This window comes from Pseudomonas sp. HR1 (assembly GCF_030175875.1).
Lineage (GTDB): Bacteria > Pseudomonadota > Gammaproteobacteria > Pseudomonadales > Pseudomonadaceae > Chryseomonas > Chryseomonas oryzihabitans.
In genome coordinates, this window is record NZ_JASNRF010000002.1 from 492,834 (window position 1) to 517,675 (window position 24,842).

General features: G+C 66.8%; 25 protein-coding genes. 15 read left to right on the forward strand and 10 right to left on the reverse strand.

Translation table 11 applies throughout. The annotated features are described in order from the left end of the window. Positions 1-149 precede the first annotated feature (149 nt). Positions 150-650, forward strand: a complete 501-nt coding sequence (locus QKY98_RS09595; protein ID WP_284670768.1) for a DUF4126 domain-containing protein — start codon at positions 150-152, stop codon at positions 648-650. A gap of 50 nt (positions 651-700) precedes the next feature. Here the strand turns inward: QKY98_RS09595 and QKY98_RS09600 are convergent, their stop codons facing one another. From QKY98_RS09600 to QKY98_RS09610, 3 genes are all read right to left on the reverse strand, one after another. Continuing rightward, complete coding sequence (locus QKY98_RS09600; protein WP_044342847.1) at positions 701-1,387, reverse strand: LrgB family protein; 687 nt, start codon at positions 1,385-1,387, stop codon at positions 701-703. Beyond that, on the reverse strand, positions 1,380-1,730 hold the full coding sequence (locus QKY98_RS09605) for a CidA/LrgA family protein (RefSeq protein WP_284670769.1): 351 nt from the start codon (positions 1,728-1,730) through the stop codon (positions 1,380-1,382). The genes QKY98_RS09600 and QKY98_RS09605 overlap by 8 nt, the downstream gene beginning before the upstream one ends. Positions 1,731-2,069: 339 nt before the next feature. Continuing rightward, complete coding sequence (locus QKY98_RS09610) at positions 2,070-2,690, reverse strand: TetR/AcrR family transcriptional regulator (protein ID WP_027601977.1); 621 nt, start codon at positions 2,688-2,690, stop codon at positions 2,070-2,072. Positions 2,691-2,832: 142 nt separating this feature from the next. Here QKY98_RS09610 and QKY98_RS09615 point away from each other — a divergent pair, with 142 nt between their 5' ends. From QKY98_RS09615 to QKY98_RS09635, 5 genes are all read left to right on the forward strand, one after another. Then, a complete protein-coding gene (locus QKY98_RS09615) occupies positions 2,833-4,095 on the forward strand; it encodes a serine hydrolase domain-containing protein (RefSeq protein WP_394373004.1) in 1,263 nt (420 codons plus the stop codon). Between the two features lie 127 nt (positions 4,096-4,222). Continuing rightward, positions 4,223-5,557 (forward strand): alginate export family protein, encoded by a 1,335-nt coding sequence (locus QKY98_RS09620; protein WP_284670770.1) that lies wholly within the window; start codon positions 4,223-4,225, stop codon positions 5,555-5,557. 41 nt (positions 5,558-5,598) lie between these two features. Beyond that, positions 5,599-6,087: a DUF3237 domain-containing protein gene (locus QKY98_RS09625; protein ID WP_108581028.1), complete on the forward strand. Its 489-nt coding sequence runs from the start codon at positions 5,599-5,601 to the stop codon at positions 6,085-6,087. A gap of 77 nt (positions 6,088-6,164) precedes the next feature. Continuing rightward, positions 6,165-7,337 carry an MFS transporter gene (locus QKY98_RS09630; protein ID WP_284670771.1) on the forward strand — a complete coding sequence of 391 codons (1,173 nt, stop codon included), beginning with the start codon at positions 6,165-6,167 and terminating at the stop codon, positions 7,335-7,337. Positions 7,338-7,502: 165 nt separating this feature from the next. Next, positions 7,503-7,757: a DUF2790 domain-containing protein gene (locus tag QKY98_RS09635; protein ID WP_027599750.1), complete on the forward strand. Its 255-nt coding sequence runs from the start codon at positions 7,503-7,505 to the stop codon at positions 7,755-7,757. A gap of 94 nt (positions 7,758-7,851) precedes the next feature. On the opposite strand, the gene QKY98_RS09640 is transcribed toward QKY98_RS09635, so the two are convergent. After that, positions 7,852-8,049, reverse strand: a complete 198-nt coding sequence (locus tag QKY98_RS09640) for a hypothetical protein (protein ID WP_042133554.1) — start codon at positions 8,047-8,049, stop codon at positions 7,852-7,854. A gap of 230 nt (positions 8,050-8,279) precedes the next feature. On the opposite strand from QKY98_RS09640, the gene QKY98_RS09645 reads away from it, so the two are divergent. After that, on the forward strand, positions 8,280-9,242 hold the full coding sequence (locus QKY98_RS09645; RefSeq protein WP_027599752.1) for an endonuclease: 963 nt from the start codon (positions 8,280-8,282) through the stop codon (positions 9,240-9,242). Positions 9,243-9,290: 48 nt separating this feature from the next. Here the strand turns inward: QKY98_RS09645 and QKY98_RS09650 are convergent, their stop codons facing one another. The 3 genes from QKY98_RS09650 to QKY98_RS09660 form a co-directional block, all read right to left on the reverse strand. After that, positions 9,291-10,523 (reverse strand): glutamate carboxypeptidase, encoded by a 1,233-nt coding sequence (locus QKY98_RS09650; RefSeq protein ID WP_284670772.1) that lies wholly within the window; start codon positions 10,521-10,523, stop codon positions 9,291-9,293. A 320-nt stretch (positions 10,524-10,843) separates the two neighbouring features. Next, positions 10,844-11,293, reverse strand: coding sequence for a DMT family transporter (locus QKY98_RS09655; RefSeq protein ID WP_027599759.1), 450 nt, complete (start codon positions 11,291-11,293; stop codon positions 10,844-10,846). Between the two features lie 261 nt (positions 11,294-11,554). Further along, positions 11,555-12,547: a dienelactone hydrolase family protein gene (locus tag QKY98_RS09660; protein WP_284670773.1), complete on the reverse strand. Its 993-nt coding sequence runs from the start codon at positions 12,545-12,547 to the stop codon at positions 11,555-11,557. 183 nt (positions 12,548-12,730) lie between these two features. Here QKY98_RS09660 and QKY98_RS09665 point away from each other — a divergent pair, with 183 nt between their 5' ends. The 5 genes from QKY98_RS09665 (at position 12,731) to QKY98_RS09685 (ending at position 20,075) form a co-directional block, all read left to right on the forward strand. Beyond that, entirely contained in the window at positions 12,731-13,699 is a 969-nt protein-coding gene (locus QKY98_RS09665; protein WP_284670774.1) for a helix-turn-helix domain-containing protein, read from the forward strand. A 65-nt stretch (positions 13,700-13,764) separates the two neighbouring features. Continuing rightward, entirely contained in the window at positions 13,765-14,691 is a 927-nt protein-coding gene (locus QKY98_RS09670) for a SphA family protein (RefSeq protein ID WP_027601964.1), read from the forward strand. A gap of 10 nt (positions 14,692-14,701) precedes the next feature. Continuing rightward, positions 14,702-15,919 (forward strand): MFS transporter, encoded by a 1,218-nt coding sequence (locus tag QKY98_RS09675; RefSeq protein ID WP_027601963.1) that lies wholly within the window; start codon positions 14,702-14,704, stop codon positions 15,917-15,919. Between the two features lie 20 nt (positions 15,920-15,939). Beyond that, complete coding sequence (locus tag QKY98_RS09680) at positions 15,940-17,388, forward strand: amidase (protein WP_027601962.1); 1,449 nt, start codon at positions 15,940-15,942, stop codon at positions 17,386-17,388. A 218-nt stretch (positions 17,389-17,606) separates the two neighbouring features. Beyond that, entirely contained in the window at positions 17,607-20,075 is a 2,469-nt protein-coding gene (locus tag QKY98_RS09685) for a PAS domain-containing protein (RefSeq protein ID WP_284670775.1), read from the forward strand. Between the two features lie 25 nt (positions 20,076-20,100). Here QKY98_RS09685 and QKY98_RS09690 read toward each other — a convergent pair whose 3' ends face one another. Then, positions 20,101-21,036 (reverse strand): DMT family transporter, encoded by a 936-nt coding sequence (locus QKY98_RS09690; protein WP_284670776.1) that lies wholly within the window; start codon positions 21,034-21,036, stop codon positions 20,101-20,103. Between the two features lie 138 nt (positions 21,037-21,174). Here QKY98_RS09690 and QKY98_RS09695 point away from each other — a divergent pair, with 138 nt between their 5' ends. Next, positions 21,175-21,678, forward strand: coding sequence for an Lrp/AsnC family transcriptional regulator (locus QKY98_RS09695; protein WP_197027415.1), 504 nt, complete (start codon positions 21,175-21,177; stop codon positions 21,676-21,678). A 192-nt stretch (positions 21,679-21,870) separates the two neighbouring features. After that, positions 21,871-23,058, forward strand: coding sequence for a BaiN/RdsA family NAD(P)/FAD-dependent oxidoreductase (locus QKY98_RS09700; RefSeq protein WP_284670777.1), 1,188 nt, complete (start codon positions 21,871-21,873; stop codon positions 23,056-23,058). Positions 23,059-23,086: 28 nt separating this feature from the next. Here the strand turns inward: QKY98_RS09700 and QKY98_RS09705 are convergent, their stop codons facing one another. Together QKY98_RS09705 and QKY98_RS09710 are read right to left on the reverse strand one after the other, a co-directional pair. Further along, positions 23,087-24,088 carry a membrane dipeptidase gene (locus QKY98_RS09705; RefSeq protein ID WP_284670778.1) on the reverse strand — a complete coding sequence of 334 codons (1,002 nt, stop codon included), beginning with the start codon at positions 24,086-24,088 and terminating at the stop codon, positions 23,087-23,089. 80 nt (positions 24,089-24,168) lie between these two features. Continuing rightward, positions 24,169-24,429, reverse strand: a complete 261-nt coding sequence (locus tag QKY98_RS09710) for a hypothetical protein (RefSeq protein WP_058790431.1) — start codon at positions 24,427-24,429, stop codon at positions 24,169-24,171. 259 nt (positions 24,430-24,688) lie between these two features. Between QKY98_RS09710 and cydP the strand changes: the two genes are divergently transcribed. Beyond that, positions 24,689-24,832 (forward strand): cytochrome oxidase putative small subunit CydP, encoded by a 144-nt coding sequence (gene cydP, locus QKY98_RS09715; protein WP_169742405.1) that lies wholly within the window; start codon positions 24,689-24,691, stop codon positions 24,830-24,832. The last annotated feature ends 10 nt before the right edge of the window (positions 24,833-24,842 follow it).

The following is a 24,842-nucleotide window of genomic DNA, read 5'->3' on the forward strand; positions in this document are numbered from 1 at the left end:
GACAGGACCGGTAGCGAGAGCGTCCGCGCCGCGAGACCGGAAGGCGGGCATCCCTGGATACGAGCAGGCGTGCGACCCGTGGTGCCATCCAGCTGAACAGCCACCCGTGGATCCGGTCCCTATTGGAACGACCATTGGGAGACTCGACGATGACGACAGCCAGCAATGTCTTGTGGGGCGCCTTGGCCATTGGCGTGGTGACGGGCATGCGCAGCATGCTGGCGCCGACCCTGGTCAACCGGGCACTGGCGGAACGTGCGGACCTCGACGAAGCTTGCGAACCCGCTCGCACGCTCGCGTCGCAGCCCGTACGGCAGTACCTGCTGCCCCTGGCGGCCGGCGAGCTGTTGGGCGACAAATTGCCCTTCGCGCCGGACCGTACCATAGCGCCCTCTATGTTGGTCCGTGCCCTGTCCGGTGGCGTCAGCGCAGCAGCTCTCGCCGGCGCGCGACGGCAACCGCGGCTGTTGCCTGCCGTGATCGGGGCGACGGCGGCCTGTGTCGCCGCCCGGGTCGCGATAGGACTGCGCAAGCGCTACGCCGCTGACACCTGGATCAACGCGGGTCTGGGCCTGGCCGAGGACGACATCGCCTTTTCGTTGGGCCATGCCGGTCTGCGGCGAGCCCTGCAGGAGCCCCCGAGGCCGTGACGCCCGGACTGGCCTGCCACGCCCCTTCCCGCCCGCTCGGGCAAGGTCGCTCAGGCACCTAGCACCCAAGGCAGCACCAGTGCCGTCAGGATGCCGAGCAGGATCATGCCGAGTGCCGAAAAGGCCGCCGTCTCCTGACCTTCGCGCAACGCATGGGCGGTGCCTATGGCATGGCCGTTCATGCCCAGGGTCAGGCCGCGGGCCGCCGGATCCTCTACCTTGCAGACCTTGAGCAGCGGCAGCGCCAGCGTGGTGCTGATCACGCCGGTCAGCATGACGATCACCGCGGTCAGGGGCGCGATGCCACCGAAATGATCCGCCAGCGGCAAGGCGATCGGCATGGTGACCGATTTGGGCACCAGACTCATCAGCAGGGTCTCGGACAAGCCGAACAGCCAGCCGAGGGCCAGGGTCAGGGAGACGCCCACCACGCCACCGACCACGAGGGTTATCAGCAGCGGCGTGCAGAGCGCCCTCACCCGTTGGGCATTCTTGTAGAGCGGAACGGCCAGGCCCACGGTGGTGGGCCCGAGCAGCATAGCGAGCATCCCGCTGGCGCTTCGATACTGCTCGTAGGAAATGCCGCCGATCCAGAGCACGGTGGCGACGATGACCGTGGTGACCAGCACCGGTTGCAGCATGACCAGGCGCAGGCGCTGCTGCAGCACGAGCGCCAGCTGATAGGCCGCGAGGGTCAGGGACAGGGCCAGCAGGGGTGCGAGGGATTGATCAGCCATGGTCTTTGCTTCGTCCGATCAGGTACTGCAGCAACCAGCCGCACAGCGGCACCGTGACCAGCAGAGACAGGGCGATGACCAGTACCAGGCGCAACCACACCGAGGCCTCGAGACCGCTGAAATCGACGATGCCCACCGCCGGCACCACGAGCATCAGCGGCAGGTACCTGAGCAGGTTGCCGGCCATGGTCTCCACGCCTTCCGGCACTCGACGCAAGAGCATCAGCAGGGCGAAGAGGACGATGATCCCTATGACGCTGGCCGGAATGCCGCCTATATGAGTCGTCAGATAGACGCCCGCCAGATAGCAACCCACCAGCATCAAGAAGTCCGCTATAGGCATAAGCACTCCATTACCTTGTTGTTCTGAGCAGCCCGCACGCGCCGCACCGGCCCGTTGGATACGGCAGGAGTATCGATCGCTGCCGATAAGGCGGTTCAACGTTCACCTGCTCCGCGCGGCCTCACTATAGGCGCATCTGAAAAGGGCTGGGCACCTCCCTGCCGGGATAGGTGAGAGACGCTCGCCTTGGTCGACTCACTGTTGGGTTGGCGCCGCGATCCGCTTCGCCTGCCCCCTGCCCTCGCAATCGTAGCGCCGTAGAGCACCCCTGAGCGAAACCTGACGAAACGCCAGCCGACCCGCAAAGACACTGCCACGGCTGATGACGCCGCTGGCGCCTCACGCCGGCAGCGCGCGCATGCCCTCGAAGATCAGGCGCGTGGTGTTGCGCACGTTGGCCGCGTGGCCTTCGCGATCCAGCGGGTCACTGGCCGTCAGGCGCAGCAGCTGCAGATGGGAGTAGTCGTTGAGCAGAAAGGCGGCCAGTTGCACATCCAGGTCGGCGCGCAACTTGCCGGCGGCCTGCAACTCGCGCAGCACCTTGGCGATCTCGTCCTGCAGGCCGCTGTTCATCTGCCGGTAGGCCAGGGGCAGGCCGCTGTCGCCCCCCACCAGCACCAGCGGCAGCAGTTCGCGCCAGAGGGCGGCGGGCAGGACATCCAGCGCGTAGCTGACCAGCAGGTGCTCCAGGTGGCAGAGCGCGTCGACGGGATCCGCGAAGTCGCGGAGGTGCCGGCGCACGTCGACCAGGGCCCGGCGATCGGACTCCTTGATCATCTCCAGGATGATCTCGTGCTTGCTGCCGAAATACTTGAACACCGTGGGCGCCGAGACGCCGGCCTCGCGGGCGATCTGCTCGACGGTGGTCTCGCGAAAGCCCTGGCGCTGGAACAGCATGACCGCCGCGGCCGAGATGGCGGTGCGGCGTGATTCCTTCTGACGTTCGCGTAGCCCGCTCACCGTCGCTCCTGATTCCTGGGGTGCCAGACAGGATAGCTGGCCAGGCTTCGGCAAAGAAAATATTTTATTGACTAAAGAAATTAACAGGGTTAATTATTTTCTCGTACCTGCTCTACGCAGGGCCACTGCCAGGATGAGTCTGATGAACCAGAGCCTCGATCGCTCCCTGGTTTCCCGGAGTCGGGAAGTCAGCGAGATGTACGACAGACAAGAACAAGAGCCCGTACTGATGCAGGGTTTTCCGGCCGAGCCGGACCGGCGCGTGACCTGGGCCAACTGGATGTCACCGCCGTTCAATCGCTGGGGCTTCCGCCATCTGGCGCGCCTGCGCCCTACCATCGAGGTGGCGGCCGGACCGCGACCGGACAGGGTGCTGGCCCATGCACCCGAGGCCCTCGAAGAACTGAGATTCGAGAGCAGCTGCGGCCGCAGCGTCAGCGCCCTCGACCATCTGCAGGCCAGCAAGACCGACGGCTTTCTGGTGCTGCACCAGGGCCGGGTGGTGTACGAGCGCTACTTCAACGGCCAGGTCGCCACCGACCGCCACATCATGTTCTCGGTCACCAAATCGCTGATCGGGTTGCTCGGCGAGCAACTCATCCACGATGGCGTGCTCGATGCCCAGGCGCCGACCCAGCGCTATGTGCCGGAACTGGCCGGCAGCGCCTTCGGTGACGCCACCGTCCGCCAGTTGCTCGACATGGCCGTGGGCGTCCACTACACAGAGCTGTACGACGATCCGACTTCGGAAAGCTCCCAGTACGGCTATGCCTGTGGCTTCAAGCCCGCGCCGTCCGAGTACGCCCAGTACGAGTCGCTGTACCAGTACCTGCCGTCGTTGCGCAAAAGAGGCGAGCACGGCGGCCTCTTCCACTACGTGACCGCCACCACCGAGGTGCTGGCCTGGGTGATGGAGCGCGCCAGCGGCCTGGGCTGCGCCGAGCAGTTGCAGCGGGTATGGCAGCAACTCGGTTGCGAGCGCGACGCCTACTTCATGGCCGATCCCTGGGGCCGCAGCGTCGCCGGCGCCGGCTTCAACGCCACGCTGCGCGACATGGGCCGCTTCGGCCTGATGCTGGCCAATGGCGGTGTGGTCGATGGCCAGCAGGTCATCGACCAAGCGGTGATCGAGGCCATCGCGGCCGGCGGGGATCCGGCCGTCTATGGCGTGCACCAGGACTTCTCCGACTGGACCCCGGGCGCCTCCTATCGCAGCCAGTGGTACGTCTTCAATGACCACAGCCCAGCCCTCATGGCCAGCGGTATCCACGGCCAGTACCTGTTCGTCGACTTCGCCTCGGAGGTGGTGATCGTCAAGCAGTCGTCGCTGCCCGAGGCGGTCACCGAACTGGACATCGATACCGTTCGCCTGCTGCGCGCCATTGCCGCCCAGTTGCGCGGTTGATCCACCCCTAACGAGATCGAAGAGCGCCGGCTCGCCAGCGCTCCCACCTGCACTGTCAGGTATCCGGTGGTCGCCTTGGCCATCCTTCACTGCCCTGTAATACAAGAAAAATAGTCAGGAGCTCCACATGTGCACAACCAAACGCCTTCCCGGCGTGCTGCTGGCGCTCGGCCTGCCGCTGGCCAGCCAGCCGGCCCTGGCGGGCTATGCGTTCGATTACGAGAATCTCAAAGGTGACCTCAACCTGACGGTGGGCGCCGGTTCCATCAGCACCCGGGGCGTCAACTTCGGTGCCGGGCGCGTGGATGCCCGCAGCGGCCAGAACGACGGCAGCCGCAGCGCCTGGCAGGAGTTCTACGTCAAACCCGGCGTCACGCTCGACTATTCGCTCAGCGACAGGCTCCATCTGCTCGCCGGGGGCTCGGTGGTCGGCGCCACCACCTTTGGCGACGGCGATGCCGGTGGCTTCACCCGCAGTTCGGACGGCCGTTTCGCCCCCGAAGAGCTCTATGCCGGGGTGCAGCTGGGCGACTGGAAATTCACCGCGGGCCGCCAGAATTTCATGGTCGGCACCGGCTTCATCGTCATGGACGGCAATCTCGATCTGTTCGGCGATGGCGCCTACTGGCTCGGTCCGCGCACTGCCTTTCGCGACTCGGCGATCCTGGCGTGGGGGCAAGGTCCGGCCCAGGCCCAGGCCTTCACCCTGCGCACCGACGATCACTACGGCGACTTCCGCCTGAGCGGCGCCAACCTGGATTACGACCTCGACGGCCAGGTGACCCTCGGCGCCCTGGCCATGACGGTCGATACCCTGGCCAGCCGAGACAGCACCGCGGTCCGCCGCGACGGCATGCGGGTATACAACCTGCGGGCCTTGCGTGGTCACCTGCCGGGCCTGCCCAACCTCGCCCTCAATGGCGAATACGCGGTGCAGCGCGGCGGTGACGGCGCCCTCAGCTACGACGCCAGGGCCTGGTACGCCCAGGCCGACTATCAATTCCAGGACCTGCCCTTCAGCCCCACCCTCGGCTATCGCTACGCCGTCTTCTCCGGTGACAGCAACCCGACTGACAATCGCCAGAAAGCCTGGGACCCGCTGAGCAAGGGGTTCACGGACTGGAGCACCTGGCTGATCGGCGACGTGGTGGGCAACTACCTGCTGTTCAACAGCAACGAGCGCGTCCAGCAGTTCTCGCTGAAGAACCGCCTCGGCGACACCCTCACCCTCGGCGTCATCCACTACCAGTTCTGGCTCGACCAGGCCAACTTCCGCGGCGCCGCGGTCAGCGATCGGCGTTTCGCCGACGAGACCGCGGTGTATCTCGACTGGACCCCCAACCGGCAGTTCTACGGCTCGCTCTCGTACAACTGGGTGCAGGCCAGGTCGGCCGCCCGCCAGGCGTTCGGCGATAACGAGCGCTTCAGCGCCCTCGAGCTGTACTTCACCTATCGCTACTGACCACCAGCCACCACTGCCCCCGAGGGGCACAGGAGAGCGTGATGAATACCAAGACAGAAAACGGGATCGCCGTGCCGACGCTGGAATGGGTGCTGAGCCTGCATGTGCTCATCGATCCGGCCGATGGCCTGGGCGCCTGCACGGATGGCCAGCGCAGCAACTACCGCATCACCGGCGGGCAGTTCGAAGGCCTGAACGTGCGCGGCGAAGTCATCGCCGGCGGCGCGGATTTCTATCTGCTGCGCAGCGATGGCGTGGGCGAGCTGGACGCTCGCTACAGCCTGCGCAGCGACCAGGGCGAGTGGATCAACATTCACAACACCGGCCTGATCACCCTCAGCGACCGGGGCCGGGCGCAGGTCGCCCAGGGCCTCTGGCCCATCGCCGAGGAGGACTATCACTGCAGTTGCACGCCGCGCTTCCAGGTGGCCAGCGGCAGACTCGACTGGCTGACCCGTAGCGTGATGATCGGCAAGGTGGGCTATCCCGCCGCCGACCAGGTCGCCATCCATTGCTATCGCCTCACCTGACCGCCCACCCCTCTCGCAGCACGGCTTTCTACTGAAGCGGCAGGCCCCGCCGTGGCCGAGCCGGCAGGTAAATGACCATGACCATCGCCCATCAAACCCTGGTACGCGCCGCGTGCATCGCCATCGCCGCCGCCTCGATCCTCGTCATCGGTGTGCAGCCGATCTTTATCGGACTGCTGACCGAACGCCTCGGCCTGAGCCTGGCGCAGCAGAGCTGGACCCTGTCCGTGGAGATGTGCGGCTCCATCGTCGGGACGCTGCTGTACCTGCCGATGATCCGCTTCCTCGGTCCGCGCACCTTGGCCCTGGGCACCGCCCTGCTCCTGCTGTTCGCCAACACCGCGACCGCCAGCGTCACCGCGCTCGATCCGCTGCTGGCCTTGCGCGGCCTCTCGGGTCTCTGCTCGGGTGTGCTCTACTCCTACGCCATCTACTGGCTGGGCAGCATGCCGGGCCAGGACAGGTCCTTCGGCATCCTGCTGTTCGTGCAGACCGCCCTGTTCGCCAGCAGCGCGGTGATCATGCCGATGATCGCCCAGTGGCAGGGTTTTGCCGGGGCGATCTACTACCTGGCAGCCTGGTTCGCCCTGGTCTGTCTGCTGAGCCTCTGCCTGCCGGCCAGGCACAGCCCGGAAACACGATCCGTCTCCCAGGCGTCGCTACGCTCCGGCCTGACGGTGATCGGCACCTGCTCGCTGCTCGGCATGCTGTTCCTGCAGCTGTCGATCTATTCGCTGTGGGGCTTCGTCGAGGGCATCGCCAGCGACGCCGGGGTGGCACCGGTCGATATCGGCTGGGCGATCAGCCTTGGCCTGCTCGGCGGCCTGCCCGGTGCGGCGCTGCCGAGCCTGGCCGGGCGGCACCTCGGCCGGGTGCCGATGATCCTCACCGGCTCCCTGGCCGTGCTCGGCGCCATCTACCTGCTGGCCACGCGCATCCACACCGCTGCGGATCTGCTGCTCGCGGTCTTCCTGATGAACTTCGGCTGGAACCTGGCGCTGTCCTACTACATGTCGCTGGTGGTGACCCACGATCCGAGCGGTCGCCTGACCAAGCTGGTCGGCGTGGTGCAGGTCGCCTCGGCCGCCGCGGCGCCGACCCTGCTGGGCCTGATCATCGAAGGCAACGACCGGCGCAGCCTTTTCGTGCTGTCCTCAGGGGCCATCCTCATCGGCTGCGTCCTGGTGATCGTCATGCTTTCCTGCGGGCGGCGCCGGGTGCCGGGCAAGACACTGGACTGCTCGGTCTGAGCGTTGGGCGCCTGGTAAGAGGTCCGCGCGGATCTCTCGGCCTTCTGCGCGACCAGGCGACAACCTCCATGACCGATTTGTCATGCGCCGGTCAGGCTGACGTCCCCCCTGTCCTCCTAGAGTGGCCCGGTCAGCGAATAGCTACCCCACTCAAGAGGACTCATCATGAAAGCACTGCTGCTCGGTCTCTTCGGTCTGCTCGCCACCGGCTCCGCCCTGGCCGCTCCCGACCATCCCGCCCTGATCCACGACCAGCCCGGCTTCTTCGTTCCCCTCGACGTCGACCGGGTGGTCAGCCAGACCGACCTGAGCGCCCAATGCGGGATCGTCACGGCCCGCCTCGACTATCTGGATCACGCTGGCCGAGAACATGAACTGGATTACCAGGTGTTCGGCAACGGCTGCTACAACCAGAATTGAGGCGCTAGTCGACTCAGTGCCGAAGGAGCGCCTGAATAGGCGCCTCCCTTAGCCGGACTCCGGGCGCCTCACGCCAGGCGCCGGCAGCCAGACACTAGAAAAACCGATAGGCCTTGGCCAGCGCCCGCTCCAGCACGGCGATGCAGGCGTGCTCGTCCGCATAGGATAGGAACTGGCGCTGGGCATCGGCCTGGGCCTGGGCATGGGCCAGACGCGTCTTGCGCTCGGCCAGCTCCTGCTCCAGCAACGAGGTGCTCATACCCAGATCACAGCAGGGGTTGGGGCCATTCATAAAAAACTCCGGACAGATGTGCAGACTGCGTCATCAGACAAGTTTTTGAGATTTGGTTCACAAATCGTAGCGAATCTCATTGTTGCTGAATATGCGTTCCACCGCGGTGTTTCCCGCCCCCTCGGGCTAGAGCGCTTCCTTGACTCCCCCCAACCTTTGCACCCGCCATCAGCCCGGCAAAAGCTATACAATTCGGCGCCCTAAATAAGCCGTGAAGATACATGCGTCCTCTGCTCTCGCTTCTCCTGGCCACGCTGCTGGCCTCCTCCGCGTTCGCCGCTGCGCCCGATACCTTTGTCGAAGCCAAGGTAATCGCCAAACAAAAAGTCTATTTCGACCAGAACACCAGCGCCCAGGGCGACCTCTATTGCGGCTGCCAATGGGAGTGGGTCGGCAAGTCCGGGGGGCGCGTCGATGCCGCCTCCTGCGGCTTCCAGGCACGCAAGCAGGAAACCCGTGGGGAGCGCACCGAATGGGAGCACATCGTGCCGGCCTGGACCTTTGGTCATCAGCGCCAGTGCTGGCAGAACGGCGGCCGCGAACACTGCGTGGCGGATGACCCGGTGTTCCGGGCCATGGAGGCCGACCTCTTCAACCTCTACCCCGCCGTGGGCGAGGTGAATGGGGACCGGGCCAATTTCAACTACGGCATGGCCCAGGGCGTGCAGCCCCAATATGGCCGCTGCACGACCAGGATCGACTTCCAGGAACGCGCCGCCGAACCGCGCGACGAGGTCAAGGGACTGGTCGCCCGGGTCACCTTCTACATGTTCGATCGCTACGGCCTAAACATGTCGCGCCAGCAGCAGCAACTGCTCATGGCCTGGGACAAGCAGCAGCCGGTCACCGCCTGGGAGCGCGAACGGGACAGACGCATCGCCGCGGTGATGGGCTACGGCAATCCCTTCGTGTCCGGCGAGCGGCACTGGACGCTGGGCTACCAGCCGGTCGGCGACGGCATCGTCAGCCCGCTGCCCGGACCGAAATCGGCGCCGAAGGCACCGGCCAGGACCGATAGCCCTGCCGCTGCCAGCCAGGGCGCGATCATCGGCAACCGCAACAGCCACGTCTATCACCTGCCGCAAGGCTGCCCGAGCTACGCCCAGGTGTCGCCGAAGAACCAGGTCACGTTCGCCTCGGAAGCCGAGGCGAAGGCGGCCGGCTTCACCAAGGCGGGCAACTGCGCGCCCTGATCGCTGGCCGCTGGGCGCTGGCCCCCATGCATCAGGGGGCCTAGGCCGTCACTGCCCCTTGGACAGCTCCACCAGCATGCGCGTGAGCAGATAGATACGCGGCGCCACGCTGTCCAGTTCGACGTACTCCTCCGGGGTATGCAGCTTGCCGCCGACGATGCCGAAGCCGTCCAGGGTGGGCACGCCGGCACCGGCGGCGATGCTGGCATCCGCGGCGCCACCGCTGCCTTCGACGGTCAGCTTGCGGCCCAGCTCGCCATAGATGCCCTGGGCCATGGCCAGCAGCCGATCGCTCGCCGCCGTCTGCGGCATCGGCGGCAGGCCACGCTCCAGCCGGGCGGTCACCTCGGTATCGGGGATCTGCTTGTTGGCAGAGATCCGCACCAGGTCCTTTTCCACCCGGTCGAATTCTTCGGGCAGCGCGGCGCGGACGTCGGCCTTCGCCACGGCGTGATCGGGAATCACGTTGATGCGCTCGCCCGCCTCGATCACGGTGAAGTTGACCGAGGTCTTCTTTTCCGCATCGCCCAGGTTGCCCAGTTGCAGCACCTGGTGCGCCACCTCGGTGGCGGCGTTGCGCCCCAGCTCCGGCGAGACGCCGGCGTGGGACGACTTGCCCTTGACCTCCACCACGGCGGTGGCGCTGCCCTTGCGCCACACCACCAGGCCATCGGCCGGTCGACCGGGCTCCAGATTCAGCGTCACGTCGTGCTGCTTGGCGGTACTGGCGATCAGCTCGGTGGCGGCCTGGGAGCCGGTTTCCTCGCTGGCGTCCAGCAACAGGGTGATCTGCCCGTAGTCCTTGAAGTCGAGCTGCTTGAGGATCTCCAGCGCCGCCAGGGCGACCACGATGCCGCCCTTGTCGTCGGACACGCCCGGACCATAGGCGCGTTTTTCATCGGTGCGATACGGCCGGGCCTTGGCGGTGCCTTCCTTGAACACCGTGTCCATGTGCGCCAGCAGGAGAATCTTCGCCTTGCCGCTGCCCTTGAGCGTGGCCACCAGGTGCTGGCTCTTGTCCGGCGCGGTGTTGGGCACCTGCTGCAGCGTGGCGCCGAGTGTCTTCAATTCCGCGCTGACCAGCTTGCCCACCTCGCTCAGGCCGGGCTCGTAGCCGGAACCCGAGTCGATGTTGACCAGTTGCTCCAGCAGCTTGAGCGTCGGCGCCTTGGCCTGCTCCGCGGCAGTCTGGATGCGCGCATCGAGCGCGGCACTGGCGGGCAAGGCGATACAGCAGGCGAGAACGGCAGCGAGGGTGGTGCGGAAGAACGGAGCGGACATCGGGCTTTCCTTGTTGGCATTGTTGGATTAGTCAGACAACTGTAGTCGCAACAAGGACATAGGGGAAATTTGGGCCGCCAGCTCTGTGCACCTGCCGCTAATCCGCTTAGTAATAGGGATCGCCTTCTGCCTAAGCGATCCAGGAGAGTGGAAGGGTAGCCTGGATGGCTTAGGCAACAGCCAAGGTCCCCCAGCAAACGGATCTTGACGGGAGAACTGCTGCTTTCACCATGCAGCGGCCAGGGCCAAACGCAGCCTATCCCTGGCGAGAGCGACCTCTTAGATGCGACTGGCAGCCACGCGGAGGGCAAAAAGCAGCGTCAGAACCGGGCGATCAGCACCACCCCGGCGATCATCAGGATCGCGCCCAGCAGCCGCCAGCCGTTGACCGCATGCTGTTCCATGGAAAACAGGCCGAAGTGATCGATGGCCAGGCTGGCGATGAGGTTGGCGGTGATGGTGACGCCGTTCACCGGCGCTGCGCCGAGGCGCTGGATGAACAGCAGACCGGCAAAGACCGCCACCGCACCGGCGATGCCGCCCAGGGGTGCCCACCAGGGCATGTCGCCGATCTGGCTCACCGACGGCAGCGGCCTGGGCATGCAGATGAACAGCCCGATCGCGACGAAGGTGACCATCACGAAGGACACCGAGGTCGCCAGCCAGGGATTGACCAGCGCCTTGTTCAGCGAGCCGTTCATGGCCGCACCGGCAGCCTGCAGGAATCCGGCAACGACGATAAGGATATAAGCCCAGTTGGCAGTATTCATCAGGAGTCGTCTCGGAGCGGAGCATGGGAGAGACGCGGGGCCGCTCAAGCGACCCGGCGAGGCCTGAATTACGACTGGACACATCTTGTAAAAGTGCCGTCTCGCTCACGCGTGAAGGCTCTACACCGGGATATTGGCCGCTTTTTCGACCAGCGGGCCTGACTCGCCGCCTGGATGCGTGCCGGTCCCGCCAGGCGATCCGCTCGAACCCCGATGCGGTCCTGCGCCCTCCTCCGCCAGAACCGATGTCGAGCGTGAGCCCTATTTCACGATGGCCCTGACCGCCGCCAGCACATCCCGGGTGGCCTGCCGGGTCGCCTCCGCATCGGGCCCGACCTTGGGCCCCAGCACCACGCAGCTATCCTGATAGGAAAAGACCTTGCCGGTCTGCTGGTTGATCAACTCGCCCTTGGCGTTCTCGGTAATCCGACACTCACGCACGGTCTGGCTGCCCTTCGCGACCACCACCGGACTCCAGGCATAGGGGCTGTCGAAGCCGTGCTCGGCGTGAGGATAGGTGTGCACCCCGAGATCGGCGCCCTGCTGCTTGAGCGTGGCGAGATAGCCCTCGCAGCGGGAATAGGGATCGTAGTTGTCGGCCAGGCCGTGGTAGACGCGCAGCGGCTTGGCGACGACCCGGTCCTGCTCGCGAAAGCTGATCGAGCAGTCGGGATAGAACGACAGATAGCCGGCGAACTGGAAGTCCTGACTTTTCCAGCGCTTGTCGAAGCGCTCCATGGCGGCATAGAGCGAGGCCTGCCCACCACGGGAAAAGCCCATCAGGATGATCTTGCCTGGATCGATGCGGGGATGCCGCGCGAGCAAGGCACCGGCGCGATAGTCATCCAGCACGAAATTGAGCCGCCCCAGCTGAGCCTGATTGGTGGCGGTGCTGGTGATGCCCCGCCCCGAGAAGCCATCCACGGCAAAGGTGGCGATGCCGGCCTGATTGAACTGCCGCTGCCAATAGGTGATGTTGGCCCCCACCCCGCCCGACCCATGCTGAAGAAGCACCACCGGCACCCTGCCCTCGCCGGGCGGCAGCGACAGTACGCCGCCGAGCAGAACCTCGGTGCCGCCCTGGTCCCCCGTCAGGAATTGCTGATCGCTCAGGGTCAGCGAGGTGAAGGTCAGCACCTCTTGCCGAGCGGGTATGTCGGTAACAGGCGCGGTGGCGGCGAAAGCCGTGGCACTGGCAAGACCGGCAATGGCCGCGAGCAAGGGGCGCAGGGTTCCAGCGGACAGGTAGCGCATCGGTTGCATCCTTCTTGTGAGGTCTTCCCAGGGTAGCCAATCGGCGGTGCCCTGCTGGAAAGACGGCGAGCAGAACCCGCCGCACTAGCCAGAATTGGCACCCTTGCCGCGCGATCCTGCCTTGAGGTACGAAATTTGTAGCTCTCGCACTACCGGCCCTGTGCTACCCAAAAGGTTTCCTAAATGCACCAAGACGGCTCCCTCGCGTTACCGCCGCGCGTCCGCCATCGGTATACCGGTGACATCGACGAGCATGCGCTCTGCGTCGAGGGCTGGCGCATGCAATACGATCAGTTGTCGGCGGGGCGCTTCCACGGCGAGCTCAGCGACCTCTGGCTGGACGATGTCAGCCTGCTGCGGGACAGATCCAACCAGGCGATGCTCAAGAGTGGCGAGGCTCAGGGGGACACCCTGACCTTCAGCCTCCCCCTGCGCGACGCTGGCGCCCTGCACTGCGCCGGCCATACCCTGCACGAAGCCCAGTTGCTGGTGGCGCGAGGCGACAACCTGCCGGAGCTGCGGACCCCGGCCAATCTCGAACTGCTCTGCATCAACCTGCGGGAAGCCGAGATGGCGCGGCTGCTGGCCAGTCAACGCAGCGACCTGAGCGTGCGCGATCTTTCCGGCTGCTATCGCCTGCCTGCAGGGGGGCCCCACGGGGAGCTGGCCGCCCTGGCCCATGAGCTCTTCGCCTCCGAGGCGGAAATCCAGTCCTGGCTGGCCCATCCGCGTACCCGCGCGACCCTGCGCGATACCGTGCTGCTGTACCTGCTCGATCTGCTCGACACCTCGGAGCCCCAGGAACTGGCACCGAGCGCGCGCCTGCGGGTGATCCGCCGGGCGCGGGAATACGCCCTGGCGCATCCGGACCAGCCGCCCAGCATCCTCGAACTGTGCAGTCGCGTGGGCGCCAGTCGGCGCAAGCTGCAGTACTGCTTCCAGGAGACGCTGGGCATCAATCCGGTGGCCTATCTGCGAACCCTGCGCCTCAATGCGGCCCACCGCGCCCTGCGCCGGGGCGCAGGCGAATCGGTACAGGACGTCGCCGTCCAGTGGGGCTTCTGCCATCTCAGCCGCTTCGCCCGCGACTATCAGCGGCTGTTCGGGCAACTGCCCTCCGCCACCCTCAAAGCCGCCATGCAGAAGTGCTGAATCTGGCTAACGGCGGGTAACGGCTTTCCCTCAGGCTCGAATGGCCAATAAGAAGAGGGAACTCCATGAACGTTACCCGCCCGCTCCACACCCTTGCCGTCGGCCTCACCGCGCTGGGAATGACCGCCGCCAGCCTCGCCACCGAGAACGGCTCGCCCACCACCGCCTTCGGGGTCTACGACTTCGGTGCCGGCTTCACGCCACCGCCCACGCCGCACGGCACCCTGGGCTTGCGCGCCAACTACTACCGCGCCACCTCCGTCCGTGACAGCCACGGCCGCGACAACGGCAGCGACTTTTCCATCGACGTCCTCTCCCTGGGCCTGGCCTATCTGAAGATGACCGATACCCGGGTGCTCGGAGCCCGCTATGGCTTCGGCGGGGTCCAGCCCTTCTTCAAGATGGACGCGGACCTTACCGTCAAGGCCAACGGCGTGCCGGTGTTTTCCGACCGCGCCGAGCTCTTCCGCCAGGCCGACATCCAGGTCATTCCGCTGATCCTGCAATGGGAGCCCTCGCGCAACCTGGGCGTGAACTTCTGGTTCCAGGTGCAGGCGCCTACCGGGGACTACGACAAGCGGCGGCTGGTGAATCCGGGCACCAATCACTGGACCGTCTCGCCCATGCTCAACCTGAGCTACATCTCCGATTCGGGCTTCGAGGTCTCGTCCAGCTTCCAGGCCGACTTCAACAGCCGCAACAACGCCACCGACTACCGCAGCGGCACGGAGTACCGTCACGAATTCGCCGTGGGTCAGCACCTCGGCCCCTGGACCCTAGGCCTGGGCGGCTACTACTACCGCCAGCTGACCGACGACGACGCCCCTGGCCTCACGCGCGGCAATCGTGCTCGGGTGCTGGCGCTGGGACCCGCGCTGAGCTTCTTCCAGCCCGGCCTGCCGCCGGTCTGGGTGCACCTCTACAAGGAAGTCGACGCCCGCAACCGCGCCGAGGGCTACGCCTTCGCCGTGCGGCTCTCCCACAGCTTCTGAGGATCTGCGCATGACACTCAACGTCTCCTCCCGGCAAACTCCCGGTCGGCCGCAGGGTGCCGTACTCCTGCTCGGTAGCAGCCTGACCATCATGGGCTCGGTGATGGTCGCGCCGATCATTCCCAAGCTGGGCGCCGAATTCGGTCCCGTCGAACCCCGTGCCGATCTGCTCATCCCCCTGGCGATGACCGGCCCGGCGCTAGCCATCGCCCTCTTCGCCCCCCTGGCCGGCTGGCTGGCCGACCGCCTGGGGCGCAAGCGCCTGCTGATCCTGGCGACGCTGTGCTATGCCGTGCTCGGCATGCTGCCGGCGCTGCTGCAGTCGCTGCCGGCCATCACCCTCACCCGGCTGATCTTCGGGCTGGCCGAGGCGGCGGTTATGACCTGTTGCGTGACGCTGATCGCCGACTACTGGCAGGGCAGCCGGCGCCTGGCCTATGTCAACGGCCAGGTCGTCGCCATCAGCCTGGTGGGCTCGCTGTTCTATGTGGTGGGTGGCGCCCTGGGCGAGCATTCCTGGCGCACGCCCTTCTATCTCTATCTGCTGCCCCTGCTGCTGGTGCCCTTCATGCTGCGGCTGCTATGGGAACCGGTCCGTTCCGCCGTGCAAGCTGGCATCGAAGAAGGCCCGCAGCACAGCGCGCCGCTACCGCTGCTCGTCAACTACCTGCTGGTCTTCGCCGGCATGGTGCTCAGCGTGGTGGTGCCCATCCAGAGTCCGCTGCTGCTGGTGCAGCTGGGCGTGACGTCCAGCACCCTGATCGGCGCCTCGGCGGGTCTTGGCCTGCTGGCGACCCTGGGCGGTCCCTTGCTATGGCCGCTGTTGCGGCGCGGGTGGGGCCTGGCCGGCTGCAACGCCGTGCTGCTGGCCTGCATGGGCAGCGGCCTCTGGCTGCTGGTCCATGCCCGCAGCTACGAGGCCGTGCTGGTGGCGGTGAGCATCCACGGCCTGGGCGTCGGCATGCTGGTGCCCAACACCATGGCGCCGGTGATGGGTGCCCTCAGCGCCCGGGCCCGGGGTCGCGGCATGGGGGGCTACACCGGCTGCCTGTATCTCGGCCAATTCGCCAGCCCCCTGGTGGTGGCGGTGCTCCTACCCTTCGCCGGCGATCTGCACCTGGCCATCCGCGCCCTGGCCCTTGCCGCGCTGGTCGCGGCCCTTGGCTGGGCCGCGATCGGCCTCCTGCGCCGCAAGACCGCCCTGCCGACCCCATCGCGCTCTTCCTGAATTCTGATCGAGGATCTTCCATGCACAGCCTGCAATCCCTGCTGGACACCCACGACGGCCACGGCCTGGCGATGCTGCTGCGGCAGCGCGAGATCACGGCGGGCGAGCTGCTCGAAGCGGTCATCGAGCGCCTGGACACCGTGGAGCCCAGCCTCAATGCCGTCAGCGAGCGACTCTATGACCAGGCCCGCGCCGCGGCCAGGGCGCCGCTCGACGTCAATGCGCCCTTCGCCGGGGTCCCGACCCTGGTCAAGGACCTCTTTACCCCGTTGGCCGGGGCCCGCATGACCAATGGCTCCCTAGCCCTCGGCGACGCGCGCCCGGATTTCGACTGCGAACTGGTCACCCGGCTGCGCCAGGCCGGCTGCCTGTTCGTCGGCACTACCACCTCGCCGGAATTCGGCACCTCCTACAGCACCGAATCGCGCCGTTTCGGCGCCACCGCCAATCCCTGGAACCCGGCCCACAGCGCCGGCGGTTCGAGCGGCGGCGCTGCGGCTCTGGTCGCTGCCCGGGTGGTGCCCTTCGCCCACGGCAACGACGGCGGTGGTTCGCTGCGGGTACCGGCCTCCTGCTGCGGGATCTTCGGCCTCAAGCCCAGTCGCGGCCGGATGCCCTCCGGCCCCATCGTAGGCGAAGGCTGGGCCGGCATGGGCACGCCCCATGCCATGAGCCTGTCGGTGCGCGACAACGCCCTGCTGCTGGACGCCACCGCCGGCGCCGATCTGGGCGCGCCCTACGCGGCACCGAGCCAGGAGGTGCCCTTCGCCAGCCTGCTGGAGCGCGATCCGCGCCCGCTGCGCATCGCCCTGGTCGAGCACCTGGCGCCCTGGCCCAGCGGGCCCGACGCCCTGGCCGCGGTGCGCCACACGGCGCGGCTGTGCGAAAGCCTTGGCCACCACGTCGAACCGGCAACCCTGCCGGTGGACCTGCCGTGCTTTCTCGACCAGGTCTTCGACATCATCGGCCCGAGCACCCGCCACTACCTGCAGGTGCTGGGCGCGATGCGCGGTACCCCGGTCAGCGAAGAGGAACTGGACGCCCGCACCCGGGTGATCCTGCGCGAGCGGGGCGATATCCCCGCCCACCGCTACGCCGCCGCAGTCGAAGGCCTGCACGCCCTGGGCCGGACCCTCGCGCGCTTTCTCACCGACCATGACGTCATCCTCAGCCCCACCCTGACCCGTGAACCGCCGCGCCTGGGTGAACTCGACGGCGGGCACGCGGAGCGCCCCCTGGCCGAGGCCATCGCGGCCTTCCACAGCTACTCGCCCTTCACCGCCCTGTTCAACGCCAGTGGTCAGCCGGCCATGTCGGTGCCGCTGTGGTGGACGCCCAGCGGCTTGCCCCTGGGCAGCCACTTCGCCGCGCGCTTCGGCGCGGAAGGCACCCTGCTGGCCCTGGCCGCCCAGCTGGAACGCGCGCAACCCTGGGCGGGACGGCGGCCGCCGTTGCTGGGTAACCGCTGAAGCCCTGGCCGCCGGGCAACGGCGGCCGCGGTCCCGGGTGGCAGACGGAGACGCCCATCGCAAACCGGTGGGCATCCTGTCACCCGCTTCGCTTGGATGCTCGCTATACTGGCCGCGCACGGCCTGTGACGAACACCTCTAGCATCCGTGTTGGAGGCTTCAACCTGTCGCTCGCCATCTTCCCCGCTGCCCCGGCAGGGCACCGTACGAGCGACCCGATGAGCACTCTCACCTCGACTCCAGTCCCCTCGTACCTCCTGTCCCAGGACATCGATCTCATTGCCGAGATCGCCGCGGTACCCAGGATCCTGGACGTGGTCTGCCGGATGACAGGGATGGGCTTCGCCGCCGTCGCCCGGGTGACCGACGATCGCTGGATCGCCTGCAGTACCCTCGACCTGATCGGCTTCGGCCTAGAGCCCGGTGGCGAACTGGACGTCAAATCGACCATCTGCGACGAGATCCGCGACCATCGCCAGCCGGTGGTGATCGACGACGTGGCGCTGGACGAGCTCTATCGCCATCATCACACGCCCAGGCAGTACGGCCTGCGCAGCTATATCTCGGTCCCCATCGTGCTGGACGACGGCAGCTTCTTCGGCACCCTCTGCGCCATCGATCCGCAGCCGGCCAAACCCAGCAGCCCCGAGATCCTGCCCGCCTTCGAACTCTTCGCCAGCATGATCGCGCTGGAGATCGGCGCCCAGCGCCGCTTCGTGGCCGCCCGCAACGTGCTGCACAGCGAAGGCTTTTCCCGCAGCCTGCTCCAGGCCAGCCTGGATTGCGTCAAGGTCCTCTCCGCCGGGGGCCATATCGAATTCATGAACGCCCAGGGCCTGGAGCTCAACCAGTTGCAGTCCGTCGATCAGGTGATGGGCTGCGAATACGCCGCGCTCTGGCCTGACGCGGAGGTCGAGAAGATCCGCCACGCCGTCAGGCGCGCCGTCGAAGGCCAGGGCACCCGGGTCGAGGGATTCTGCCCCACGGCCCGGGGCGAGCCGCGCTGGTGGGAGGTGTCCTGTTCGCCCTTCGCGGTGGCCGGCACCGGCGAGGTCAAGATCGTCTGCATCTCGCGCGACATCAGCAGTCGCATCCTCGCCCAGCAGGCGCAGCAGGCCCGTGCCGAAGCCATTGCCGCGCTCAACGACGAGCTGGAGCTACGCATCTCGGAGCGCACCGCCGAGCGCGACCAGATCTGGAACTGCTCTACCGATCCGCTGTGCGTGGCCGACCTCGAAGGCTTCTTCGTCAACCTCAATCCGGCCTGGACGGCGACCCTGGGCTGGTCGCTCGACGAGCTCAAGGCCCGTCCCTTCCTGACCTTCGTCCACGATGACGACCTCGTCGCCACGCGCCAGGCGTTTCGCGACGTCAAGCAGGGCATGGCGCTGGTCAGCTTCGAAAACCGCTATCGCCACCGCGACGGCACCTACCGCTGGTTTTCCTGGAATGCCACGCGCAACGGCGAACTCATCTATGCCACCGTGCGCGACGTGACCCAGCAACGCCAGCAGACGCTGGATCTCGCGGCCGCCGAAGACGCCCTGCGCCAGGCGCAGAAGATGGAAGCCATCGGCCAGCTCACCGGGGGCGTGGCCCACGACTTCAACAACCTGCTCACCGTCGCCCGCACCTCCTGCGACCTGCTCAAGCGCCCCAACCTCAGCGATGCGCGACGCGAGCGCTACCTGGAAGCGATCTCCACCACCGTGGATCGCGCCGCGCGATTGACCGGGCAACTGCTGGCCTTCGCCCGGCGCCAGGCCCTGGCGCCCGAGGTGTTTTCCGCGCGGGACAATGTCCTGGCCATGGGTGACATGCTGGAAACCCTGCTGGGTTCGCAGGTGGGCATCGAGCTCGAGGTAGGCGATGACCCGTGCCTGGTCTATGCCGACCCCAGCCAGTTCGATACCGCGATGGTGAACATCGCGGTGAACGCCCGCGACGCCATGAGCGGTGCCGGACGCCTGACCATAGGCGTAATGACCGTCGCCGGCATTCCGGCCGGCGGGGCTCAGCCAGCGCTGGACCTCCCGGCCGTGGCCATCACCCTGGCGGACAACGGCAGTGGCATCGCCCGGGAACACCTGGAGCAGATCTTCGAGCCCTTCTTCACCACCAAGAGAGTCGGCCAGGGCACCGGACTCGGCCTGAGTCAGGTGTTCGGCTTCATCAAGCAGTCCGGTGGCGAGGTGCGGGTCACCAGCGAGGTCGGCCGCGGGACGACCTTCCGCCTCTATCTGCCGCTCGCGCCGGCCAGCGGGCCGCAACCGACCCTCGCTGATGCCACGGCAACGGTCGATGGCGGTGGGATCACCGTCCTGGTGGTCGAGGACAATCTCGAGGTGGGTAGCTTCGCCGTCGACCTGCTGGGCGATCTCGGCTACCACGCAGTCCTGGCCACCAACGCCGAGCGCGCCCTCGCCCTGCTCGCCGACCAGCCGGGTCGATTCGACGTGGTCTTCTCGGACGTCGTCATGCCCGGCATGAGCGGGCTGGAGCTGGCCATCGAGATCAGACGCCTCTATCGCTGCCTGCCGATCCTGCTGACCTCCGGCTACAGCCACGTCCTGGCGACCAATGGCGCCCAGGGCTTCGAGCTGATCCACAAGCCCTATTCGGCGGAGGCCCTGTCACGCCGGCTGCAGCAGATCCTCGAAGAAACCGCGACGCACCTGACCACCTAGCGCGCCACGGTACGGGCGGTCAGGCTCAGGTTCGTCCGGGGCGCACCGCCAGGGCCGAGACGAGCACCCCCGCCACCACCAGGCCGAGCCCGGCGACGAACAGGCTCGACACGGTGGCGCCAAACGCCAGGCAGGACGCCAGGGTTCCCACCAGGGGCACCCCGAGCGTGACGGTCGACATGGCGAAGGTGGATATCCTCCGACCGAACTCCGCCGAGATGACGAAACAGGCCGAGGTGGCGATCGGACCGATAAAGAACAGCTCCTGCAACAGCCGGGTATCCAAGGTGACGGCGGTCGGCCAGCCTTCGCTCAGCCAGGCGGCAAAGGCCAGGGGCACCACGGCCAGCAGCATCTGCCAGGGTGCCAGTGCCAGCGGCGACGTCACCCAGCGATGGCGCTTCACATGGAGGATAACGAGCGCCCAGCTCACCGCGGCGAGCAGGAGAAAGAGTGCCCCCTTCACGGTGCCCGGCTGCGTCCAGTCGAGTTCCGCGGGACTGCAGACGGCGACCACCCCGGCCATGCCGATGGACAATCCGGTCAGCTGCAGGCGCGACGGCGCCTGGCGAAACAGCAGCCAGGCGACCAACACGCACCACAGGGGCGTGGTGTAGGCCAACAGCACGGCCCTGCTGGTGTCGATCTGCACCATGGCCACCATGCCAAGCCCGGTGAAGGTCATCATCTGCAGCAGTCCCACGCTGGCGATGATCGGCAGGTCCTGCCGGGTGGGTAGCCTGAGTTGTCCCCGCAGCGCCAGGTAGAGGCACAGGCAGACCGCGGCGCTGGCGAATCTCACGGTCGCCAGCCAGAGCGGCGGCACCGATTGCAGGGCGAGCTTGGTCACCGGCCAGCTGCTTCCCCACAGCAGCACCATGACGCCGAGCGCGACATAGGTGGAGGAAAGCCCGAAGGCCTTGCCTGGAAGGTCGAGGTTCTGCCGAATCGTAGCGCTCACGATGCCACCCTGTTGCCCATGGATCACTCGGAGTTATGCTATTTCCGCTCGCGCGCGAAAACGCACCTTTCTCTTCGTGAAAAATGGAAAGATCGGTACATCCAACCCTGTAGAGGTCGCAAAGAGGAAATTCCTACCGTGAACCGCGCCAAACTCGACGATGCCAGCCTGCGCATCCTGGATGCCCTGCAGCAGAACGCCGAACTGAGCAATGCCGAACTAGCGGAAATCGCCGGACTCTCGACGTCCCCCTGTTGGCGGCGCGTGGCGGACATGAAGGAGCATGGCGTCTTGCGCGGCGCCGTGACCCTGGTCGATCCGGCCGCGCTGGGGCTCGCCATCAACGTTTTCGTGCATGTGTCGCTCAAGCTGCAGGACAAGCAGTCGCTGGAGGTCTTCACGGATGCGATCAAGGAGCGTCCGGAGGTCATGGAGTGCTACCTGATGAGCGGCGAGGCCGACTTCATGCTCAGGGTGGTGAGCGAGGACCTGGCCAAGTACCAGACGCTGCTGCTGGATTGCCTCACGACCATCCCCGTCGTCGCCAGCATCAGATCGAGCTTCGCCCTGAGCCAGGTGAAGTACACCACCGCCCTACCGACCAATCACCTGCGCGGACGGGCGGCGGGCAGCCGTCGCTGAGACTGCCCGCTGCCGCGCGTCCGGCCATGGCCGAGGGTGCCCATGATCGCCGCCCGCCCCGGCCCGCGCCTGTCGGAGGGTGCCCGGACAGCCGGACCCGCGATGCGACGGCGGCCATCCACCCCGGGCGAGCGATCGGGTAACATGCGCCGCCGCGGGCCAGTGGCCCCTTTCTCTCGGTAAGGAGTCACAGTGTTCGAGACCCAGGTCATCATCATCGGTGCCGGCGCGGCCGGTTTGATGTGCGCCCTGAGCGCCGCCGCGCGCGGGCGCCGGGTGCTGGTACTCGACCACGCCAACAAGGCCGGCAAGAAGATCCTCATGTCCGGCGGCGGCCGCTGCAACTTCACCAACCTCTATTGCGAGCCCGCCAACTTCCTCTCGCAGAACGCGCATTTCTGCAAATCGGCACTGGCGCGGTACACCCAATGGGACTTCATCGCCCTGGTGGCCAAACACGGCGTGCCCTACCACGAGAAGAAGCTCGGCCAGCTGTTCTGCGACAACAAGGCAAGCGACATTCTCGCCGTGCTGCTGGACGAGTGCGAACAGGGCGGCGTCGACATCCGCCTCAATACCTCGGTGCAGGAGATCGCCCGCCTCGACCCGGGCGGCTATCAGCTGCAGACCAGCCTGGGCCCGGTGCGTGGCGAGTCCCTGGTGATCGCCACCGGCGGCCTGTCCATCCCGACCCTCGGCGCCACCGGCTTCGGCTATCAGGTCGCCCGCCAGTTCGGCCATCAGCTGCTGCCGACCCGCGCCGGTCTGGTGCCCTTCACCATCACCGATCCGCAGCTCAAGGAATTCTGCAGCGGCCTGTCCGGCACGGCGGTGGAAGACTGCCGGATCAGTTGCAACGGCCAGAGCTTCGTCGAGAATCTGCTGTTCACCCACCGTGGCCTCAGCGGTCCGGCGATCCTGCAGATCTCCTCCTACTGGCAACCCGGCGACAGCCTCAGCATCGACCTGCTGCCGCACCTCGACCTGGCCCAGTGGCTCGCCGAGCAGCGCCAGGCGCGGCCCAACAGCGAACTCAAGACCCTGCTGGGCGAGCTGTTCACCAAGAAGATGGCCACGCTGCTCGCCGACAGCTGGTTCCAGTCCCGGCCGCTGAAGCAATACACCCCGGACGAACTCAAGGCCATCGCCGCCCGCCTGCACGACTGGCAACTGGTCCCGGCGGGCACCGAGGGCTACCGGACCGCCGAGGTCACCCTGGGCGGCGTCGACACCCGCGAGGTGTCGTCCAAGACCCTGGAGTCGCTCAAGTCGCCCGGCCTGTACTTCATCGGCGAGGTGCTGGATGTCACCGGCCACCTGGGCGGTTTCAACTTCCAGTGGGCCTGGGCGTCGGGTTACGCGGCGGCGCAGTACGTCTAGGCCAGGGGAAAGCGCTTTGCGCCTGGACTCAGGCAGCCGCAGACGGCCAGGTCTGGCTCGCGATGCGCAGGAAATTCCCGCCCAGGATGGCGTCGATGTCGGCGGCGGTGTAGCCCCATCCCACCAGTTGGCGTATCAGTTCAGGTAGCGCCTCGGGTTGCAGCTGGGTATGACCATGCGGCTGTCCATAGTGGCGTGCGGGCCACCAGTCTTCGGCGTCGACGCCAGCGGGCAGGTCATGGTCGGCCGGGCACAATTCGGTATCCAGCCCGATGCCGATATGGCGAATCCCGACCCGCTCCGCCAGGTAGTCGATCTGGCGGACAAAGCTGGCCACCGAAGCCGCGGGATCACCCAGAAAGATGCCTAGCCCGGTCAAGCCGATCACCCCATCCTGGTCGGCGCAGGCGCGGATCTGGCGATCGCTCACCGTCCGCGGATGCTCGTGGAGCGCCTTGATGTTGGTGTGGGAAAAGACCACCGGCCGTGTCGACACCGCCATGATCTCCAGGCTGGCGCGCTCGCTCGCGTGGGCACAGTCGAGGGTGATGCCCGCCGCATTGCCGGCCGCCACCATCTCGCGACCCAGCGCCGTCAGACCGCCTCCCGCGCCATGGCAACCCCCGGCGCAGCTGTTGTCGCGGTTGTAGGCGAGCAGCATCTGGCGCACCCCGAGACTGGCATAGAGCCCGACCATCGCCGGGTCGTCGAGCAGCATGGTCGAGCCTTCGAGATCGAAGGACACGGCCAGCCTGCCTTGCTCACGCGCCCGGTGGATGTCGGCCACCGTGCCGACCAGACGGAAGTGAGGCTCATGCCGCGCCAGCCAGGCGCGGAAATCCACGAGGGTTTGCACCACCGTCGCGAAAGGCGTCATGTCCATGCCTACGTTGATCGACACATGATGGAAGCCGGCCGCGCGATAGCGATGCAAGCCGGACATGTCCTGCCCCGGCACCAGGGGCAGGCAGGCATGCGCCTCCCAGCGGATCGGCCCGAGTCCCGCGGATATGGCTGTGACCGGCTGCATTGGCGTCCCCCTACGCACGTCTTGAGGGATGCAACATAGCATGCGAACGGGGGCCGGGGTCCGCCCGGCCCGCCGCGGCGCTAGCCGACGTTCACGGTCCGCAGCAGCGCCGGATCCACGACCCTTGCCTGATAGCGCACCGACGCCTGGCCATAGGCCTGGGGATCGAGCACCTGGTCCCAGCGTGCCGGTGCCTGCGTCTGCACCGCGACGACCTCGGACTGGGCCGCCTTGGGCTGCAGTGCGGCCTGGGCGCGTCTTTCATTGATCTCGGCAGCCATGGCGGTGTAGCTGGCGGTGCTGAGCAGGGCGAGAGCGGCCATCTTGTTGAAGACGTTCATGGTGGATCCTCCTGTCTTGAACACGGGGGCTGGCGTCGCCGCGGCAGCGGGCCGGCGTCAGTCACGGTTCCACCTTGCGCCCAGGCGTCTTAACGCTGTCTTAACCCCTCTGAACCCGACCTGAACGACTGCGACAACCTGCCCCAGGCGATGGCCACTGGCCAATTGATCTGGATCAGTTTTGCCCAGAGCCAGCAGGCGCATCCTGCATGCAGCCGCCACTCCGTCCTGGAGCGGCGCCACGGCTCGCGAGGTCGCCATGAACGGACGCCTGGTCAAGGAACTGCTGATCATCCTGCTGATCAAGCTGGCGCTGCTCATGGCGATCAAGAGCCTCTGGTTCAGCGCCCCCACGGTGCCGCCCAACGCCACCCAGGCGGTCAGCGCCCACCTGCTGGACTAGTACCCCTTCC

Bases quoted from the DNA above. Each gene is read 5' to 3' on its own strand.
- QKY98_RS09595 (WP_284670768.1), top strand. From the start codon at position 150: ATGACGACAGCCAGCAATGTCTTGTGGGGCGCCTTGGCCATTGGCGTG.
- QKY98_RS09600 (WP_044342847.1), bottom strand. From the start codon at position 1,387: ATGGCTGATCAATCCCTCGCACCCCTGCTGGCCCTGTCCCTGACCCTC.
- QKY98_RS09605 (WP_284670769.1), bottom strand. From the start codon at position 1,730: ATGCCTATAGCGGACTTCTTGATGCTGGTGGGTTGCTATCTGGCGGGC.
- QKY98_RS09615 (WP_394373004.1), top strand. From the start codon at position 2,833: ATGAACCAGAGCCTCGATCGCTCCCTGGTTTCCCGGAGTCGGGAAGTC.
- QKY98_RS09620 (WP_284670770.1), top strand. From the start codon at position 4,223: ATGTGCACAACCAAACGCCTTCCCGGCGTGCTGCTGGCGCTCGGCCTG.
- QKY98_RS09625 (WP_108581028.1), top strand. From the start codon at position 5,599: ATGAATACCAAGACAGAAAACGGGATCGCCGTGCCGACGCTGGAATGG.
- QKY98_RS09630 (WP_284670771.1), top strand. From the start codon at position 6,165: ATGACCATCGCCCATCAAACCCTGGTACGCGCCGCGTGCATCGCCATC.
- QKY98_RS09635 (WP_027599750.1), top strand. From the start codon at position 7,503: ATGAAAGCACTGCTGCTCGGTCTCTTCGGTCTGCTCGCCACCGGCTCC.
- QKY98_RS09640 (WP_042133554.1), bottom strand. From the start codon at position 8,049: ATGAATGGCCCCAACCCCTGCTGTGATCTGGGTATGAGCACCTCGTTG.
- QKY98_RS09650 (WP_284670772.1), bottom strand. From the start codon at position 10,523: ATGTCCGCTCCGTTCTTCCGCACCACCCTCGCTGCCGTTCTCGCCTGC.
- QKY98_RS09655 (WP_027599759.1), bottom strand. From the start codon at position 11,293: ATGAATACTGCCAACTGGGCTTATATCCTTATCGTCGTTGCCGGATTC.
- QKY98_RS09660 (WP_284670773.1), bottom strand. From the start codon at position 12,547: ATGCGCTACCTGTCCGCTGGAACCCTGCGCCCCTTGCTCGCGGCCATT.
- QKY98_RS09665 (WP_284670774.1), top strand. From the start codon at position 12,731: ATGCACCAAGACGGCTCCCTCGCGTTACCGCCGCGCGTCCGCCATCGG.
- QKY98_RS09670 (WP_027601964.1), top strand. From the start codon at position 13,765: ATGAACGTTACCCGCCCGCTCCACACCCTTGCCGTCGGCCTCACCGCG.
- QKY98_RS09675 (WP_027601963.1), top strand. From the start codon at position 14,702: ATGACACTCAACGTCTCCTCCCGGCAAACTCCCGGTCGGCCGCAGGGT.
- QKY98_RS09680 (WP_027601962.1), top strand. From the start codon at position 15,940: ATGCACAGCCTGCAATCCCTGCTGGACACCCACGACGGCCACGGCCTG.
- QKY98_RS09685 (WP_284670775.1), top strand. From the start codon at position 17,607: ATGAGCACTCTCACCTCGACTCCAGTCCCCTCGTACCTCCTGTCCCAG.
- QKY98_RS09705 (WP_284670778.1), bottom strand. From the start codon at position 24,088: ATGCAGCCGGTCACAGCCATATCCGCGGGACTCGGGCCGATCCGCTGG.
- QKY98_RS09710 (WP_058790431.1), bottom strand. From the start codon at position 24,429: ATGAACGTCTTCAACAAGATGGCCGCTCTCGCCCTGCTCAGCACCGCC.
- cydP (WP_169742405.1), top strand. From the start codon at position 24,689: ATGAACGGACGCCTGGTCAAGGAACTGCTGATCATCCTGCTGATCAAG.